This window comes from Streptomyces sp. NPDC034049, from assembly GCF_055575575.1.
Genome location: NZ_JBVISJ010000001.1, coordinates 734,302 through 752,335, shown reverse-complemented (window position 1 = coordinate 752,335; position 18,034 = coordinate 734,302). Strand labels below are relative to the sequence as shown.

Annotated in this window: 14 protein-coding genes, 1 tRNA gene and 1 pseudogene; 9 read left to right on the top strand and 7 right to left on the bottom strand. The window is 69.6% G+C overall.

Annotation, left to right across the window (positions count from 1 at the left end):
- Positions 1 to 119: 119 nt before the first annotated feature.
- From ACZ52C_RS03310 to ACZ52C_RS03290, 5 genes are all read left to right on the top strand, one after another.
- Complete coding sequence (locus tag ACZ52C_RS03310; protein WP_469073151.1) at positions 120 to 1,349, top strand: branched-chain amino acid ABC transporter substrate-binding protein; 1,230 nt, start codon at positions 120 to 122, stop codon at positions 1,347 to 1,349.
- Between the two features lie 108 nt (positions 1,350 to 1,457).
- Entirely contained in the window at positions 1,458 to 2,390 is a 933-nt protein-coding gene (locus ACZ52C_RS03305) for a branched-chain amino acid ABC transporter permease (protein ID WP_086801603.1), read from the top strand.
- Between the two features lie 5 nt (positions 2,391 to 2,395).
- Complete coding sequence (locus tag ACZ52C_RS03300; protein WP_469073150.1) at positions 2,396 to 4,222, top strand: branched-chain amino acid ABC transporter permease; 1,827 nt, start codon at positions 2,396 to 2,398, stop codon at positions 4,220 to 4,222.
- A 3-nt stretch (positions 4,223 to 4,225) separates the two neighbouring features.
- The gene (locus tag ACZ52C_RS03295) at positions 4,226 to 5,137 is read left to right on the top strand and encodes an ABC transporter ATP-binding protein (RefSeq protein WP_469073149.1); all 912 of its coding nucleotides are present in this window, start codon (positions 4,226 to 4,228) and stop codon (positions 5,135 to 5,137) included.
- Complete coding sequence (locus ACZ52C_RS03290; protein ID WP_469073148.1) at positions 5,134 to 5,850, top strand: ABC transporter ATP-binding protein; 717 nt, start codon at positions 5,134 to 5,136, stop codon at positions 5,848 to 5,850. Before ACZ52C_RS03295 ends, ACZ52C_RS03290 begins: the two co-directional genes overlap by 4 nt.
- 86 nt (positions 5,851 to 5,936) lie before the next feature.
- Here the strand turns inward: ACZ52C_RS03290 and ACZ52C_RS03285 are convergent, their stop codons facing one another.
- Positions 5,937 to 6,593, bottom strand: coding sequence for an ANTAR domain-containing response regulator (locus tag ACZ52C_RS03285; RefSeq protein ID WP_469073147.1), 657 nt, complete (start codon positions 6,591 to 6,593; stop codon positions 5,937 to 5,939).
- 101 nt (positions 6,594 to 6,694) lie between these two features.
- Between ACZ52C_RS03285 and ACZ52C_RS03280 the strand changes: the two genes are divergently transcribed.
- A tRNA-Leu gene (locus tag ACZ52C_RS03280) sits at positions 6,695 to 6,768 on the top strand.
- A gap of 38 nt (positions 6,769 to 6,806) precedes the next feature.
- Positions 6,807 to 7,237: pseudogene (locus ACZ52C_RS03275) on the top strand (hypothetical protein).
- Positions 7,238 to 7,241: 4 nt separating this feature from the next.
- Here ACZ52C_RS03275 and pyk read toward each other — a convergent pair.
- The gene (pyk, locus tag ACZ52C_RS03270; protein WP_469073146.1) at positions 7,242 to 8,678 is read right to left on the bottom strand and encodes a pyruvate kinase; all 1,437 of its coding nucleotides are present in this window, start codon (positions 8,676 to 8,678) and stop codon (positions 7,242 to 7,244) included.
- Between the two features lie 134 nt (positions 8,679 to 8,812).
- Entirely contained in the window at positions 8,813 to 9,529 is a 717-nt protein-coding gene (locus tag ACZ52C_RS03265) for an SIMPL domain-containing protein (protein WP_469073145.1), read from the bottom strand.
- A gap of 168 nt (positions 9,530 to 9,697) precedes the next feature.
- Here ACZ52C_RS03265 and ACZ52C_RS03260 point away from each other — a divergent pair, with 168 nt between their 5' ends.
- Complete coding sequence (locus ACZ52C_RS03260; RefSeq protein ID WP_469073144.1) at positions 9,698 to 11,506, top strand: 5'-nucleotidase C-terminal domain-containing protein; 1,809 nt, start codon at positions 9,698 to 9,700, stop codon at positions 11,504 to 11,506.
- The gene (locus ACZ52C_RS03255; protein WP_469073434.1) at positions 11,419 to 11,892 is read left to right on the top strand and encodes a hypothetical protein; all 474 of its coding nucleotides are present in this window, start codon (positions 11,419 to 11,421) and stop codon (positions 11,890 to 11,892) included. The genes ACZ52C_RS03260 and ACZ52C_RS03255 overlap by 88 nt, the downstream gene beginning before the upstream one ends.
- On the opposite strand, the gene ACZ52C_RS03250 is transcribed toward ACZ52C_RS03255, so the two are convergent.
- The 4 genes from ACZ52C_RS03250 to ACZ52C_RS03235 all read right to left on the bottom strand — a co-directional run bounded on the left by ACZ52C_RS03250 (position 11,867) and on the right by ACZ52C_RS03235 (position 17,994).
- Positions 11,867 to 13,303 carry a lysine N(6)-hydroxylase/L-ornithine N(5)-oxygenase family protein gene (locus ACZ52C_RS03250; protein ID WP_469073143.1) on the bottom strand — a complete coding sequence of 479 codons (1,437 nt, stop codon included), beginning with the start codon at positions 13,301 to 13,303 and terminating at the stop codon, positions 11,867 to 11,869. The two genes, ACZ52C_RS03255 and ACZ52C_RS03250, sit on opposite strands and share 26 nt — an antisense overlap.
- A complete protein-coding gene (locus tag ACZ52C_RS03245; RefSeq protein ID WP_469073142.1) occupies positions 13,300 to 14,673 on the bottom strand; it encodes a pyridoxal phosphate-dependent decarboxylase family protein in 1,374 nt (457 codons plus the stop codon). The genes ACZ52C_RS03250 and ACZ52C_RS03245 overlap by 4 nt, the downstream gene beginning before the upstream one ends.
- 201 nt (positions 14,674 to 14,874) lie before the next feature.
- Positions 14,875 to 17,379: an aminopeptidase N gene (pepN, locus tag ACZ52C_RS03240; protein WP_469073141.1), complete on the bottom strand. Its 2,505-nt coding sequence runs from the start codon at positions 17,377 to 17,379 to the stop codon at positions 14,875 to 14,877.
- Between the two features lie 90 nt (positions 17,380 to 17,469).
- A complete protein-coding gene (locus tag ACZ52C_RS03235) occupies positions 17,470 to 17,994 on the bottom strand; it encodes a response regulator (protein WP_469073140.1) in 525 nt (174 codons plus the stop codon).
- Positions 17,995 to 18,034: the final 40 nt, after the last annotated feature.

The following is an 18,034-nucleotide window of genomic DNA, read 5'->3' as shown; positions in this document are numbered from 1 at the left end:
CCACACACGCTTAGAGTCACGGCCAGTCACCGCGCCAACGGAATCGAAGTCACGTCTTCGGCCCAGCGCTCGACTCGGCCACTCCAACAGGAAGGGCCGTGCCAGGGAAAGGACTGATCGTGCGTCAACGTTCGCTCATCGCCATCACCGCCGCGCTGGCGGCGGGAGCACTCACTCTCACCGCCTGTGGTTCGCGCGACGAGGACAAGGGCGGCTCGGACACCGGCAGTGGCACCACTGTCGTCATCGGCGTCGACGCCCCGCTGACCGGTGACCTCTCGGCGCTGGGCCTCGGCATCAAGAACTCCGCCGACCTCGCCGCCAAGACCGCCAACAAGGACAAGTACGTCGAGGGCATAACCTTCAAGGTCGAGTCCCTCGACGACCAGGCGCAGCCCTCCTCGGGCCAGCAGAACGCCACCACGTTCGTCGCCAACAAGGACGTCCTCGGCGTGGTCGGCCCGCTGAACTCCTCGGTCGCCGAGTCCATGCAGAAGGTCTTCGACGACGCCAAACTCGTCGAGGTCTCCCCGGCCAACACCGGCCCGACCCTGACCCAGGGCGCCGACTGGCAGACCAAGAAGGTCCGCCCGTACAAGTCGTACTTCCGCACCGCGACCACGGACGCCATCCAGGGCCCGTTCGCCGCGCAGTACCTGTACAACGACGCCAAGAAGAAGAAGGTCTTCGTCATCGACGACAAGAAGACCTACGGCGCCGGCCTGGCCGCCACCTTCACCGACGAGTTCAAGAAGCTCGGCGGCAAGGTCGTCGGCACCGAGCACATCGACCCCGAGACCAAGGACTTCTCCACGGTCGCCACCAAGGTCAAGAACTCCGGCGCCGACGTCGTCTACTACGGCGGCGAGTACCCGCAGTCCGGCCCGCTGACCAAGCAGATCAAGGCCGCAGGCGCCAAGATCCCGGTCGCCGGCGGCGACGGCATGTACGACCCGACCTACATCGAGCTCGGCGGCAGCGCCAGCACCGGCGACTTCGCCACCTCCGTCGGCGCCCCGGTCGAGGAGCTCCCCTCCGCCAAGACCTTCATCGAGGACTACAAGGCCGGCGGCTACAAGGAGCCCTACGCGGCCTACGGCGGCTACTCCTACGACTCCGCCTGGGCGATCATCGAAGCCGTGAAGAAGGTCGTCGAGGACAACGACGGCAAGCTGCCCAGCGACGCCCGCGCCAAGATCACCGAGGCCATGCAGAACGTCTCCTTCGACGGCGTGACCGGCAAGGTCTCCTTCGACGAGTACGGCGACACGACCAACAAGCAGCTCACCGTCTACAAGGTCGACGGCGGCGAGTGGAAGGCGGTCAAGTCCGGAACCTACTCCGGTTGATCCCACCCGCACACACCTGAGCCGCGCGGGGCGCTGCACCACAGCGCCCCGCGCGGACTCACATCCGGTCACATTCGTCGAACATCCGAAAGTCTCGGAGGACATGCGGTGAACGAACTGCCGCAGCAGCTGGTCAACGGCCTGCTACTAGGATCCATGTACGGGCTGGTCGCCATCGGCTACACGATGGTCTATGGCATCGTCCAGCTCATCAACTTCGCCCACGGTGAGATATTCATGCTGGGCGGCTTCGGCGCCATCACGGTCTATCTCTACGTGCTGCCCGACGGAACGAGCATGTGGGTCGCACTCCCGCTGATGCTCGTCGGAGGCATCATCGTCGCCGTACTGGCCGCCGTGGGAGCGGAACGCCTGGCCTACCGGCCGCTGCGCACCGCACCCCGCCTCGCCCCCCTCATCACCGCCATCGGCCTCTCCCTGGCCCTCCAGCAGGCCGTGTGGGCGTGGTACCCGGACGCCAAGGAGTCCATCAACTTCCCGCACATCGACGGCGGGCCCTTCGAGATCGGCAACGTCACCATCCAGACCGGTGACATCTTCCTGCTCGTCGCCGCCCCGATCAGCATGGCGATCCTCGCCTACTTCGTCATGAAGACCCGCACCGGCCGCGGCATGCAGGCCACCGCGCAGGACCCCGACACCGCCAAGCTCATGGGCATCAACACCGACCGCATCATCGTGGTCGCCTTCGCCCTCGGCGCCGCGTTCGCCGCCGTCGGAGCCGTCGCCTACGGCCTCAAGTACGGCCAGGTCCAGTTCCGCATGGGCTTCATCCTCGGCCTCAAGGCCTTCACCGCGGCCGTCCTCGGCGGCATCGGCAACATCTACGGCGCCATGCTCGGCGGCGTCGTCCTCGGCCTCGCCGAAGCCCTCTCCACCGCCTACATCGCCGACATCCCCGGCATGGAACAGTTCGGCAGCCAGTCCTGGGCCAACGTCTGGGCGTTCGTACTCCTCATCCTCGTCCTCCTGTTCAGGCCCCAGGGTCTGCTCGGAGAGCGCGTGGCGGACAGGGCGTGACACCGATGACCACCAACACCACCGCGGCCACCGCACCCGCCGCCAAGCACGACACCACCTCCCGGGGCCTCGTCGGCATCCCCGAGACCGCCGGCCGCGCCCTCGCCACCGGCGGCGGCGTCCTCGCCGTGATCTCCACCTTCCTCGCCTGGACCTGGACCTCCGCCTTCCCCGGCGACCTCACCGTCTACGGCTACCCCGGCGGCCTGCAGGTCCTCGTCCTCATCGGCGGCGCCCTCACCGCCCTCTTCGGCCTCGCCTCCTACGGCGTCAAGGGCCTGCGCTGGCTCGTCCCCGCCGGCGCCGACAGCTCCATCAAGCTCGCCGCGCTCGGCACCTTCGTCACCGCCTGGTACACGATCCTCGCGATCAGCGTCGAGCTCGGCGGCCTCGTCAACCTCGAACCCGGCGGCTACGTCGCGGCCGCCGCCACCCTCGCCGCCCTCCTCGGCGCACTCGCCCTGCCGTTCGAACGACCGGTACCCGAGACCGCCGACCCCGAGGACACCGCCTGGGAACAGTTCCTGCTCGGCGCACGCAACGCCCGCGCCGTCATGAAGGCCTGCTTCGCCACCGGCACCGCCGCCCCGGCCCGCAAGGTCCCCGCGTACGCCGAGATCCTGATCATCGTCGCCGCCATGGCCCTCGGCCTGATCGTCTTCACCTACGGCATCGGCACCGAGTACGACGAACTCTTCGTCGGCTTCCTGATCACCGCCGGCTTCACCATCGGCGCACTCTCCAAGGCCGGCCTCGTCGGCCGGGTCTCCGCCGTCACCGCCAAGCACCGCACCGTCACCATGACCGGCGCGTTCGCCGCGGCCGCCGCGTTCCCCTTCACCCAGTCCGACGACCAGTACGCGACCATCGGCGTCTACATCCTGATCTTCGCCACCGTCGCCCTCGGCCTCAACATCGTCGTCGGCCTCGCCGGCCTCCTCGACCTCGGATACGTCGCCTTCCTCGGTGTCGGCGCCTACACCGCGGCCATGGTCTCCGGCTCCCCCTCCTCCCCCTTCGACATCCACCTGCCGTTCTGGGCCAGCGCCATCCTCGGCGCCGTCGTCGCCATGATCTTCGGCGTCATCATCGGCGCCCCGACCCTGCGACTGCGCGGCGACTACCTCGCCATCGTCACCCTCGGCTTCGGTGAGATCTTCCGCCTCGCCGTCCTCAACATGGACGGCACCTCCGGCCCCGACATCACCAACGGCTCCAACGGCATCTCCTCGATCCCGAACCTCAACATCCTCGGGTTCGACTTCGGCCAGGAACACACCATCGCCGGGTTCACCATCGCCCGGTTCGCCAACTACTTCTTCCTCATGCTGCTCATCACGCTCGTCGTCGTGGTGGTCTTCCGACGCAGCAGCGACTCCCGCATCGGCCGCGCCTGGATCGCCATCCGCGAGGACGAGACCGCGGCACTCGCCATGGGCATCAACGGCTTCCGGGTCAAGCTCATCGCCTTCGCCCTCGGCGCCGCGCTCGCCGGCCTCGCCGGCACCGTCCAGGCACACGTCACCTACACCGTGACCCCCGAGCAGTACCAGTTCGCCCACGTCGTCCCGCCCAACTCCGCGTTCCTCCTCGCGGCCGTCGTCCTCGGCGGCATGGGCACCATCAGCGGACCCCTCGTCGGCGCCGCACTGCTCTACCTCATCCCGGCCAAGCTCCAGTTCCTCGGCGACTACCAGCTCTTCGCCTTCGGACTCGCGCTCGTCCTGCTCATGCGGTTCCGCCCCGAGGGCCTCATCCCCAACCGGCGCCGCCAGCTCGAGTTCCACGAAGAGGCCGAAGCACCCACAGTCCTCAGCAAGGCAGGGGCCTGACCCATGACCACCGACACCACCATCAAGGACACCGCACCCGGCGCCAACGCCCCCGGCGAGACCGTCCTCGACGCACGCGGCGTGACCATGCGCTTCGGCGGCCTCACCGCCGTGCGCAACGTCAACCTCACGGTCAACAGCGGCGAGATCGTCGGACTCATCGGCCCCAACGGCGCCGGCAAGACGACCTTCTTCAACTGCCTCACCGGCCTCTACATCCCCACCGAGGGAGAGGTCCGCTACAAGGGCCAGGTCCTGCCGCCCAAGTCCTTCAAGGTCACCGCGGCCGGCATCGCCCGCACCTTCCAGAACATCCGTCTCTTCGCCAACATGACGGTCCTGGAGAACGTCCTCGTCGGACGCCACACCCGCACCAAGGAAGGCCTCTGGTCCGCCCTCCTGCGCGGCCCCGGCTTCCACAAGGCGGAGAAGGCCTCCCGCGAACGCGCCATGGAACTCCTCGCGTTCGTCGGCCTCGACGCCAAGGCCGAACACCTCGCCCGCAACCTCCCCTACGGCGAACAGCGCAAGCTGGAGATCGCCCGGGCCCTGGCGAGCGAGCCCGGCCTCCTCCTCCTCGACGAGCCCACCGCCGGCATGAACCCCCAGGAGACGCGAACGACCGAAGAACTGGTCTTCGCCATCCGCGACCAGGGCATCGCCGTCCTCGTCATCGAGCACGACATGCGGTTCATCTTCAACCTCTGCGACCGCGTCGCCGTCCTCGTCCAGGGCGAGAAACTCGTCGAGGGCGACAGCGCCACCGTGCAGGGCGACGAGCGCGTCGTCGCCGCCTACCTCGGCGAACCCTTCGAGGACGCACCCGGCAAGGAAGAGGCCGCCGAGGTCGAAGCCGCCGAAGCACACGCCGAGGCCACGACCGACGCCGCGCCCGGCAAGGAGAACGACCGATGACCGCACTGCTCGAAGTGGAGGACCTCCGGGTCGCCTACGGCAAGATCGAAGCCGTCAAGGGCATCTCCTTCAAGGTCGACGCCGGCGAGGTCGTCACCCTCATCGGCACCAACGGCGCCGGCAAGACCACCACCCTGCGCACCCTCTCGGGCCTCCTCAAGCCCGTCGGCGGCCAGGTCAAGTTCAACGGCAGGTCGCTCAAGAAGATCCCCGCGCACGACATCGTCGCGCTCGGACTCGCCCACTCCCCCGAGGGGCGGCACATCTTCCCGCGCATGACCATCGAGGACAACCTCCGCCTCGGCGCCTTCCTGCGCAACGACAAACCCGGCATCGAGAAGGACATCCAGCGCGCCTACGACCTCTTCCCCATCCTGGGCGAACGCCGCAAGCAGGCCGCGGGCACCCTCTCGGGCGGTGAGCAGCAGATGCTGGCCATGGGCCGCGCGCTCATGTCCCAGCCGAAACTGCTCATGCTGGACGAGCCCTCCATGGGCCTCTCGCCGATCATGATGCAGAAGATCATGGCCACGATCGCCGAGCTGAAGTCCCAGGGCACCACCATCCTGCTCGTCGAGCAGAACGCCCAGGCGGCGCTCTCCCTCGCCGACCAGGGTCACGTCATGGAGATCGGCAAGATCGTCCTGTCGGGCACCGGCTCCGACCTCCTGCACGACGAGTCGGTCCGCAAGGCCTACCTCGGCGAGGACTAGCCTCCGGCCCACCTGCGACGAGGCCCGCACCCCCTTTCAGGTAGGGGGTGCGGGCCTCGTCGTCGTTCTTGTGAGGGCGGGCGCGGTCAGCCCTTGCCGGCCTTCTTCTCGTCCGCATCCTGGATGACCGCCTCCGCCACCTGCTGCATCGACATCCGACGGTCCATCGACGTCTTCTGGATCCACCGGAACGCGGCCGGCTCCGTCAGCCCGTACTCCGTCTGCAGGATCGACTTCGCCCGGTCCACCAGCTTGCGCGTCTCCAGCCGGAGCGTGAGGTCGGCGACCTCCTTCTCCAGCTCCTTCAGCTCCGTGAACCGCGAGACAGCCATCTCGATGGCCGGCACGACATCACTCTTGCTGAACGGCTTCACCAGGTACGCCATCGCGCCGGCGTCGCGGGCGCGCTCCACGAGGTCGCGCTGCGAGAACGCGGTCAGCATCAGCACGGGGGCGATGCGCTCCTCGGCGATCTTCTCCGCCGCCGAGATCCCGTCCATCTTCGGCATCTTCACATCGAGGATCACCAGATCCGGCTGGTGCTCCCGGGCCAGCTCGACGGCCTGCTCACCGTCACCGGCCTCGCCCACGACGGAGTAGCCCTCCTCCTCGAGCATCTCCTTCAGGTCGAGACGGATCAACGCCTCGTCCTCGGCGATGACGACACGGGTCGTCAGCGGAGGCACGTGCGACTTGTCGTCGTCGGGCGCGTCGAGGGGCTGGGGCGACTCGGGGGCGGTCACGTGGGCTCCTTGTTCGGGGCAGGGGTACTGCTGACATGAGGGTACCTAGCTGCGGTATGGTGGGAACGCAGCGGGTCGGGCTGAGCCTTCGATTCGCAGGAGCTCCGGTAGTCCAATCGGCAGAGACGATACCCTCAAAAGGTATTCAGTGTGGGTTCGAGTCCCACCCGGGGCACTTTTCCTTTGATTTGAAGGTCGCCCATCAGGAAGCGGATGTACGTTCTCGTGAACATCCGCTCTTTGCTGCACGTCGTCGCGATCAGTTGCCGAGAGCGGCCGCATGTACGACATCAGCTCACGCAAACGAGCACTTGCGTTGGTTGCCTGGGCGATGGCTGCATCTCCGCACACCCTCGCAGTGGCTACTACCTCCGCATCGCCTGCGCAGACGCTTGGCCCGGGCTCATGCAGCAGTGCCGTGAGGCCATCGCGAAGGTTCGACCCGTGTCGTCGGAGGCGAGCGCAAGCGCTACGAGTACCCCCGGTACTTCTTCACCAACGTGTCCGGCGACATCCTCCGCCTCTTCACGTCAACGCTCGACCAGGTGGGCGTCGACTGGAGACTCGCCAACGCCCGTAACGTCTCCATCGCGCGCAAGGCCTCCGTCGCCCTCATGGACACCCACGTCGGCCCCAAGTACTGACGGCCTACTCCGGGCCGTCGTCCTCCCCGATGTGGTGCACCCGCACCAAGTTCGTCGTGCCCGCCACCCCCGGCGGTGAGCCCGCCGTGATCACCACCACGTCGCCCTTCTCGCAGCGGCCGTACTTCAGCAGCAGCTCGTCCACCTGGTCGACCATCGCGTCCGTGGAGTCGACCTGTGGGCCGAGGAAGGTCTCCGCGCCCCACGTCAGGCTCAGCTGCGAGCGCGTCGCCGGGTCCGGGGTGAAGGCCAGCAGGGGGATCGGGGAGCGGTAGCGGGAGAGGCGGCGGGCCGTGTCGCCGGACTGGCTGAAGGCGACCAGGTACTTCGCGTCGAGGAAGTCGCCGATCTCGGCGGCGGCGCGAGCGACCGCGCCGCCCTGGGTGCGGGGTTTGTTGTGCTCGGTCAGGGGCGGGAGGCCCTTGGCGAGCATGTCCTCCTCCGCCGCCGCGACGATGCGGCCCATCGTGCGGACCGTCTCCACCGGGTACTTGCCGACGCTCGTCTCGCCGGACAGCATCACCGCGTCCGTGCCGTCGAGCACCGCGTTGGCGACGTCGCTGACCTCGGCGCGCGTGGGCCGGGAGTGGTGGATCATCGAGTCGAGCATCTGGGTGGCGACGATGACCGGCTTGGCGTTGCGCTTGGCGAGCTTGACCGTACGCTTCTGGACCAGCGGGACCTGCTCCAGGGGCATTTCCACGCCCAGGTCGCCCCGCGCGACCATGACCCCGTCGAAGGCCGCGACGATCTCCTCGATGTTGTCGACCGCCTGCGGTTTCTCGATCTTGGCGATGACGGGGAGCCGGCGGCCTTCCTCGTCCATGATCTGGTGGACGCGTTCGATGTCCCGGCCCGTGCGGACGAAGGACAGGGCGATGACGTCGAAGCCCGTGCGCAGCGCCCAGCGGAGGTCCTCCTCGTCCTTCGGGGAGAGGGCGGGGACCGAGACGGCGACACCGGGGAGGTTGAGGCCCTTGTGGTCGGAGATCATTCCGCCTTCGACGACCCTGGTGTGGATGCGGGGGCCGTCGACCGCCGTGACCTCCAAGGTGACCTTGCCGTCGTCGACGAGGATCTGTTCGCCGGGGGTGACGTCGGCGGCGAGGCCGGCGTAGGTCGTGCCGCAGCCCTCGCTGTCGCCGGTCGCGCCGTCCTCGACGCTGAGGGTGAAGGTGTCGTCGCGTTCGAGGAGTACGGGGCCTTCGGTGAAGCGGCCGAGGCGGATCTTCGGGCCTTGGAGGTCGGCGAGGGTGCCGACGCTGCGGCCGGTCTCGTCGGCGGCCTTGCGGACGCACTGGTACCGCTCGTCGTGTTCGGCGTGGCCGCCGTGGCTGAGGTTGAAGCGGGCGATGTCCATGCCGGCCTCGACCAGTGCCTTGATCTGGTCGTACGAGTCGGTGGCGGGCCCGAGGGTGCAGACGATCTTTGCTCGGCGCATGGTGCGAGCCTATGGCTTACCCGCCGGTAGCGACTTGGTGGAGCGTGACTACTCAACGGCCTTGAGATGAAGGGTAATTGACAAGTCGTCATCGCATGGTGAAGAGGGGGAGGGGGTCGGCGGGGGCTGGTGCGTCACAGGCGGGGCGGGTGCATCGTGAAGCGGGCGTTGACCTGTGCGTAGACGCGTTGGCGTTGGGGTTCGAGGTCGAGGGGTGCGGCGTCGGTGTCCTCGGCGCCCTTGGCTCTGGCGGAGCGCATGAGGCCGCCGGGGGCGGCGGGGCGGAGGGGTTGGGGGGCCTCGGCTCCGATGTCGGCGAGTTCGACGAGCGCGGCGAGGGTGGTGCCGAGGGCTTCGGCGTATTCGCGGGCGCGTTGGACGGCCTCGGTGACCGCTTTCTGCCTGGCTTTCCTGTGGGCGGGTGAGTCGGGGCGGAGGGCCCACCAGGGGCCGTCGACGCGGGTGAGGTCGAGGTCGGCGAGGCGGGTGGTGAGTTCGCCGAGTGCGGTGAAGTCGGTGAGTTCGGCGGTGATGTGGACGCGGCCGTGGTAGGCCTGGATGCGTTCGCCCCTGCTCTTCTCCTTGAGTTCGGGGGTGATGGAGAAGGCGCCGGTCTCCAGTCGTTCGACGGCTTCGCCGTAGGTCTTGACCAGGTCGAGGACGGTGGTGTTGCGGCGGGTGAGGTCGTCGAGGGCGGCGCGCCGGTCCTTGCCGCGGGCGAGGACGGTGACTCCGATGCGGGCTATCTCGGGGTCGACGTCGAGGCGTGCTTCGCCGCGTACGGCGATGCGGGGCGCGTCGGGGGTGCCGTAGGGGACGGCGGTGGGCTGGGCTTCCTCTGGGCTGGTCATACGCCCCACTCTGTCACCGATGGCCTGGTGGCGGGCCCTGCCGGTCACCAGATCGCAACCTGGGGGGTCTGTTGCGGCGGGGGCGTGGCGGGTCAGAATCTACGCGCGTTGTGACATCCGTTGTCTACGCGCGTTGCGATCGTCCGTACCTCCGAGGAGTGCCCCGAGATGCCCTTGAACCGCCGGAAGTTCCTGAAGAAGTCGGCCGTGACCGGGGCGGGCGTGGCCGTCGCCGGTACGGCGCTCGCCCCGAGCGCGCAGGCGGCCGAGGTGAAGCCCGAGGGGAAGAGGGCCCCGAAGCGGTACAGCTTCACCGTGATGGGGACGACCGACCTCCACGGGAACGTCTTCAACTGGGACTACTTCACGGACAAGGAGTTCGACGACAAGGCGCACAACGACGTCGGTCTGGCGAAGATCTCCACGCTGGTGAACCGGATCCGCAAGGAGAAGGGGCGCGGGAACACGCTGCTCATCGACGCCGGTGACACCATCCAGGGCACGCAGCTGTCGTACTACTACGCGAAGGTGGACCCGATCACCGCCAAGGGTGGTCCGGTGCATCCGATGGCGCAGGCGATGAACGCGATCGACTACGACGCGGCGGCGCTGGGCAACCACGAGTTCAACTACGGCATCCCGGTGCTGCGGAAGTTCCAGGAGCAGTGTCGTTTCCCGTTGCTCGGGGCGAACGCGCTGGACGCGAAGACCCTTCGTCCGGCTTTCCCGCCGTACAGCATGCACCGGTTGCGTACGCCGCACGGGCGTGATGTGAAGGTGGCGGTCCTGGGGCTGACCAACCCGGGGATCGCGATCTGGGACAAGGCGAACGTGCAGGGGAAGATGACGTTCCCGGGGTTGGAGGAGCAGGCGGCGAAGTGGGTGCCGAAGCTGCGGTCGATGGGGGCGGACGTCGTCATCGTGTCGGCGCACAGCGGGTCGTCGGGGACGTCGTCGTACGGTGACCAGCTGCCGTACATCGAGAACGCCGCCGGGCTGGTCGCCGAGCAGGTGCCCGGGATCGACGCGATCCTGGTCGGGCACGCTCACACGGAGATCCCGGAGTACTTCGTCACCAACAAGGAGACGGGCAAGCAGGTCGTGCTGTCGGAGCCCCTGAAGTGGGGGCAGCGGCTGACGCTGTTCGACTTCGAGCTGGTGTGGAGCAAGGGCTGCTGGAAGGTCGAGAAGGTCGCGGCGCAGGTGCTCAACTCCAACACGGTGGAGGAGGACCCGGCGATCGTGAAGATGCTGGGTGACGAGCACGAGAAGGTCGTGGCGTACGTCAACCAGATCATCGGGACGAACGCGGCGGAGATGACGTCGGTGGAGGCGCCGTACAAGGATGTGGCGATCATCGATCTGATCAACCACATCCAGGCCGACACGGTGAGGCAGGCTCTCGCGGCGACGGAGTACGGGGCGCTGCCGGTGCTGTCGCAGGCCGCCGCGTTCTCGCGGAGCGCGGTGATCCCGGCGGGGAACGTGACGATCCGGGATGTGGCGGGTCTGTATGTCTTCGAGAACACGCTGGAGGCGCGTCTGATGACGGGTGCGCAGATGAAGGCGTATCTGGAGTTCTCGGCGAACTACTTCGTGCAGACGGCGGCGGACGCGGTGGTCGATCCGGCGAAGCTGACGAACGCGAACGGGACGCCGGACTACAACTACGACGCGGTGAGTGGGCTGTCGTACGAGATCGACATCGCGAAGCCGGCGGGGTCGCGGGTGACGAACGTGCGGTTCGAGGGTGCTCCGCTCGCGGATGATCAGAAGTTCGTGTTCGCGGTGAACAACTACCGGGCGAACGGCGGTGGCAACTTCCCGCATGTCGCGGCGTCCCCGTTGCTGTGGTCGAACTCGGACGAGATCCGTAACACGATGATCGCGTGGGTGAAGGCGAAGGGGTCGATCGATCCGGCGGAGTTCGCTTCGGTGGACTGGAAGCTGACGCGGAACGGTACGCCGGTCTTCTAGGGGTTCGCGGGTCCCTGGAGGGCCAGGAGGGACAGGTCGACGGCGTCGGCGACGGCTTTCGCGCCGGCGTCGTTGACGTGGAGGCCGTCGCCGCTGTTGTCGGTGTCGCGGATGCGGGTGGGGTGGTCCCGGTCCGCGACGGCGGCGGCGATGTCGACGACGGCGTCGAAGGGGTGGCTGTCGCCGAGGAGCCAGGAGTTGACCTCGGCGCGTACGGTCTGGCCCTCCTCGGTGTCGTAGCCGGGGTGGACGGTGCCGGCGGCGATTCAGGTCGTGCCTGCGCGGGTGCCGGCCATGACCGAAAGGTAGGCAGTTTCTCTGCGGCCGTCACCACTCCTGCCCTGCTTCTTTGTCTTTCGATTACCTCACGTCGACGAGGGGGGTGAGGGGGACCGCGGGGCCGGCCCTGCGCGCGGGCGGGATCTGCGGCCGGGGGTCGAGGCCGAAGGTGGTGAAGGCGGTGCGGCCGGGCAGGGGGTAGGGCTCCTTGCCGGTGAGGGTGTTGAGGATGGTGGCGCTGCGCCAGGCGGCGAGGCCCAGGTCGGGGGCGCCGACGCCGTGGGTGTGCAGTTCGGCGTTCTGGACGTAGACGTGGCAGCCGGAGGCGGTGACGGACGGGTCGAGGACCATCCGGAATTTCTCGTCGACGCGCGGCCGCTCGCGGCTGTCGCGCCGCATGTACGGGTCGAGGCCGGCGAGGACGCGGTCCAGGGGGCGTTCGCGGTAGCCGGTGGCGAGGACGACGGCGTCGGTGGTGAGGCGGGAGCGGGTGCCCTGCTCGATGTGTTCGAGGTGGAGTTCGACCCGGGTGGTGGCGAGCCGGCCGGCGGTGCGGACGTGCACGCCGGGGGTGAGGACGGCGTCGGGCCAGCCGCCGTCGAGGGTGCGGCGGTACAGCTCGTCGTGGATGGCGGCGATGGTGTCGGCGCCGATGCCCTTGTGGAGCTGCCACTGGGCGGCGACGAGGCGGTCCCGGGTGGGTTCGGCGAGGGCGTGGAAGTAGCGGGTGTAGTCGGGGGTGAAGTGTTCCAGGCCCAGCTTGGAGTACTCCATGGGGGCGAACGCCTCGGTCCGGCCGAGCCAGTGCAGTCCCTCCCGGCCGGCGGGCCGGTGGCGGAGCAGGTCGAGGAAGACCTCGGCGCCGGACTGTCCGGCGCCGATGACGGTGACGTGCGGGGCGGTCAGCAGGCGGTCGCGCTCGCCGAGGTAGTCCGCGGCGTGGACGACGGGCACGCCGGCCGCCTCGACGAGCGGCTTGAGGGGTTCGGGCACGTACGGTTCGGTGCCGACGCCGAGCACGATGTTCCGGGCGTGGGTACGGCCGAGGGCCTCGACCCCTCCGTCGGCGCCGAACCTGCTGAAGTCGACCTCGAACAGGTCCCGTTCGGGGTTCCAGCGTACCGAGTCGACCTGGTGGCCGAAGCGCAGTCCGGGCAGGTTCTCGGCGACCCAGCGGCAGTAGGCGTCGTACTCGGCGCGCTGGATGTGGAAGCGCTCGGCGAAGTAGAACGGGAAGAGCCGGTCGCGGGTCCTGAGGTAGTTCAGGAACGACCAGGGGCTCACCGGGTCGGCGAGGGTCACCAGGTCGGCCAGGAACGGCACTTGGACGGTGGCGCCGTCGATGAGCAGCCCCGGGTGCCAGTCGAAGCCGGGGCGGCGCTCGTAGAAGACGGCGTCGAGTTCGGCGAGGGGGTGGGCGAGGGCGGCGAGGGAGAGGTTGGCCGGTCCGATGCCGACGCCGACGAGGTCGCGGGGGGCTTCGGGGTCGGGCTGGTCGTGCGCGGGGGTCGTGCTCATGCGGGGGTGTGTCCTTCGGCGAGGCTTGCGCGGTCTACGAGCTTCAGCAGGGCGGTGAGGTCGTCCGGCCGGGCGTGGGGGTTGAGGAGGGTGGCCTTGAGCCACAGCCGGCCGTCGAGGACGGCGCGGCCTAAGACGGCTTGGCCGTCGTGGAGGAGCCGGCGGCGGACGGCGGCGACGGCGGAGTCAGGTGCTCCGGCGGGCCGGAAGAGGACCGTGCTGAGGGTGGGCCGGTCGTGCAGCTCGAAGCCGGGGTGTGCCTCGACGGTGGTGGCGAACTCCTGGGCGAGGGCGCAGACGTGGTCGACGAGCCGGCCGAGTCCGGTGCGCCCGAGGGTCTTGAGGGTGACGGCGGTCTTGAGGATGTCGGGCCGCCGGGTGGTGCGCAGCGACCGGCCGAGGAGGTCGGGCAGGCCGGCCTCGGTGTCGTCGTCGGCGTTGAGGTAGTCGGCGCGCTGGTGCAGGGCCGCGAGGTCCGCCGCGTCGCGTACGGCGAGGAGTCCGGCGGCGACCGGCTGCCAGCCCAGTTTGTGCAGGTCCAGGGTGACGGTGTGGGCGCGGGTGAGGCCGTCGAGCCGGGCCCGGTGGCGGTCGCTGAAGAGGAGGCCTCCGCCGTAGGCCGCGTCGATGTGGAGCCGGGCGCCGTGGGTGCGGCACAGGTCGGCGACGGCGGGCAGCGGGTCGATGAGTCCGGCGTCGGTGGTGCCGGCGGTGGCGGCGACGAGGAGGGGGCCCGGGAGGTGGGTGAGGGCGTCGTCCAGGGCGGCCGGGTCGAGGGTGCCGGCGGGGGTGGGGACGACGACGGGGTCGGGGAGGCCGAGCAGCCAGGCGGCGCGGGCCAGGGAGTGGTGGGCGTTGGCCCCGTGGACGAGCCGTACGCCCGGGTGGGCCTCCCGGGCCAGGAGCAGGGCGAGCTGGTTGGATTCGGTGCCCCCGGTGGTGACCAGCGCGTCGGCGGCGCCGGCCTCCTCGGCCAGGGCCCGTGTCACCAGGGCTTCGAGGGCGGAGGCGGCCGGGGCCTGGTCCCAGGAGTCGAGGGAGGGGTTCAGCACGGAGACGGCGAGGTCCGCGGCGGCGGCGACGGCCAGCGGCGGGGTGTGCAGATGGGCCGCGCAGAGGGGGTCGGCCGGGTCGGCGGTGCCGGCGGCGAGGGCGCGAACCAGGCGGTGCAGGGCGTCCGGGTCGCCTTCGGCGGGCAGCGGGTCACCGAGCGCGTCGCGCACCGTCGCGGCGACCGCCTCCGGGCCGCCGGCGGGGAGGGGGCCGCCCCGTGCCGCGGCCCCTTCCCGCAACGCGTCGAGCACGGTGTCGAGCAACGGCCGGAGCGCGCCGGGACCTTGGGGTCCCGAGGCGAGGGGCGGGGCGGTCATGGGTTCCTCCGAGCACGGGGAATCCCATCTTGTACGCCGATCGGGTGCCAAGCCCGAAAAGACAGCTAATTACAACCGAAAGAGGGTACGGGAAGACACCCTCAAGGGCAGCGCGCCCGAAAGGGGCGCGGGGAACTGCGCGATCAGCCACACACGGCCGCAAGCCCGCAGAACACCCGAACCCCTACGTCGAGAAACGGTCTATCCCTGCCGCACGCGCAACGCCCTCGCCAGGTCGTCCAGTTGGTCCACCAGCTTCCGCCGCAGCGCCGGGATCAGCTCACCGTCCTGAAGACACCGCTCCCCCAGCCCGAGCGTCTCGGCGTCCACCGCGTACACCGGGAACGCCCACCGCCCCGCGGCCTCCGCGATCGCCGGTCCCCGCCGAGCGGCCAGCGACACCGCGTCGGCCCAGTAGCGCTCGACGTACTCCGTGAGGAGGTCCGCCTGTTCGGGCTGCCAGAACCCCTGGGCGGTGGCGGTGAAGAGGTAGTTGGAGAGGTCGTCGGCGGTGAACATCGCCTCCCAGGCGGCCCGCTTGGCCTCCGGGTCGGGCAGGGCGGCCCGGCAGCGGGCGGCGCCCTCGCGGCCGCTGGCGCTGGGGTCCCGCTCCAGTTCCGCGTCGATCGTGGCGGCGTCGACCGCGCCGAGGACGGCGAGCCGGCCGAGGACGCGCCAGCGCAGCTCGGGGTCGAGTTCGGGCCCGCCGGGCACGGTGCCCTCGGCGAGCCAGGCGGCGATGGTCTCGGGATGGGCGGCCACGTCGATGAAGTGGCGTACGGCGATGAGGCGCAGGCCGGGGTTGTCGCCGTCCTCGGTGCGGCGGATGAGGTCGCGGCACAGGGAACCGAGGGTGGCCAGGCCCGCGGCGCGCTGCTCGGGGGCGAGGAAGCGGCCGGCCACCTGGGTGCCGGCGAAGGCGAGGACGCCCTGGACGATGGCGAGGTCGCTCTCGCGGGGCAGGTGGGTGCGGGCGGCTTCCAGGTAGGCGGTGGGCGGGAGTTCCGCGTCGCGCACGGCGTCGCGCAGGGCGTTCCAGACGACGGCGCGGGTGAGCGGGTCGGGCAGTCCGCAGAGGTGGCCGGTGACGGCGGTGAAGGACTCGGGGTCGAAGCGGACCTTGGCGTAGGTGAGGTCGCCGTCGTTGAGGAGGAGGAGTGCGGGCCGCTTGCCGATGGCCTGGGGGTCGGTCTGGGGGAGGTCGAGTTCGACGCGGTCGCGGAGGGTGAGGTGGCCCTGGTCGTCGCCGTGGTCCTGGTCGTAGAGGCCGACGGCGATGCGGTGGGGGCGGCCGCCGGCGTGGTCGACGGTGAGGGTGTAGGTGCCGTCGGCGGCGCGGGTGACCTCGGGGGTGAGGGTGTCGACGCCGGTGGTGCGCAGCCAGGCGTCGGCCCAGGCGTGGACGTCGCGTTCGGTGGCGCCGGCGAGGTTGTCGATGAAGTCGGCGAGGGTGGCGTTGCCGAAGCGGTGGCGGGTGAAGTGGGCGTTGATGCCGGCGAGGAAGTCCTTCTCGCCGAGCCAGGCGACGAGTTGGCGCAGGGCGGAGGCGCCCTTGGCGTAGGAGATGCCGTCGAAGTTGAGGAGGGCGGCGGCGGTGTCGTCGACGTTCTCGGGGGCGACGGGGTGGGTGGAGGGGCGCTGGTCGGCGTCGTAGCCCCAGGCCTTGCGGGCGACGCCGAAGTCGACCCAGGTGTCGGCGAAGCGGCTGGCCTCGGTGAGGGTCTGGTAGCCCATGTACTCGGCGAAGGACTCGTTCAGCCAGATGTCGTCCCACCACTTGAGGGTGACGAGGTCGCCGAACCACATGTGGGCCATCTCGTGGGCGATGACCATGGCGCGGGTCTGGCGTTCGGTGTCGGTGACGGCGGAGCGGTAGACGAACTCGTCGCGGAAGGTGACGAGGCCGGGGTTCTCCATGGCGCCGGCGTTGAACTCGGGGACGAACGCCTGGTCGTAGGAGTCGAAGGGGTACGGCTCCTCGAACTTCTCGTGGTAGCGGTCGAAGAGGGCGCGGGTGACGTCGAGGATCTCGTCGGCGTCGGTGTCGAGGTGGGGGGCGAGGGAGCGGCGGCAGTGGATGCCGAAGGGCAGGCCGCGGTGTTCGGTGCGGACGGAGTGCCAGGGGCCGGCGGCGACGGCGACGAGGTAGGTGGAGATCAGCGGGGTGGTGGCGGCCCGCCAGGTGCCGTCGTCCCGTCGTTCGGTGACGCCGTTGGCGAGGACGGTCCAGCCTTCGGGGGCGGTGACGGTGAGGTCGAAGGCGGCCTTGAGGTCGGGCTGGTCGAAGGCGGCGAAGACGCGCTGCACGTCGTCCATGAAGAGCTGGGTGTAGACGTAGGTCTCGCCGTCGGTGGGGTCGGTGAAGCGGTGCATGCCCTCGCCGGTGCGGGAGTAGCGCATGGCGGCGTCGACGCGCAGTTCGTGGTCGCCCGGGGTGAGGCCCTTGAGGGGCAGGCGGTTGCCGTCGAGGGTCGCCGGGTCGAGGGCTTCGCCGTCGAGGGTGACGGAGCGCAGCTCGGCGGGCTTGAGCTCGACGAAGGTGTCCGCGGCCTTCTTCTTCCCCCGCACGGTGAAGTGGATGACGGTACGGGAGTCGAAGGTCTCGTCGCCGCGCGTGAGGTCGAGTGCGATCTCGTAGCGGTGGACGTCGAGGAGCCGAGCACGGGCATGCGCTTCGTCGCGCGTCAGTACGGACATGAGGGACATGCTGCCTGATGCCCTTGACGCAGGACAGGGGCGGGCCTGGTACGCCACCTATGTCCGGTCGTACGCGCCGTGCGCCCGGCAGTATGCGACCTATGCCCGGTCCTTGGCGCCGTCGGCCTGCGCGGGGACGCGCCCCCTGTCGCGCCGGTCGTCGTCGCCGCGGCGCTTGATCTCGTCGTGGTCCTTGAGGCGTGCGCGCAGGTCGCGGACCTCGCGTTCCAGGGCGTGGGAGCGTTCGTGGGCGTCGTAGAGGTAGCGGACCTTGGTGCGCAGGGCCCAGGGGTCGATGGGTTTCATGACGAGGTCGGCGACGCCGAGGCGGTAGGCGGTGGCGGTGAGTTCGGCGTCGGGGCCGAAGCCGGTGAGGAGGATGACGGGGATGTGCTGGGTCTGTTCGACGCCGCGCATGTAGCGGACGACGTCGAGGCCGCTGACGCCGGGCATGCGGACGTCGAGGAGGAGCAGGCCGACCTGGCCGCGCAGGACTTCCTTGAGTGCCGCGTCGCCGCTGGTGGCGCGCGTCAGCAGGTAGCCCAGCGGGGCCAGGGCGCTCTCCAGCGCGTACAGCGTGTCCTCATGGTCGTCGACGATGAGGATCTTGGCTTCCGACGGCATGGCTACTCACGGTGTGTGGTCGGTTCCTGACGAGGAGTGC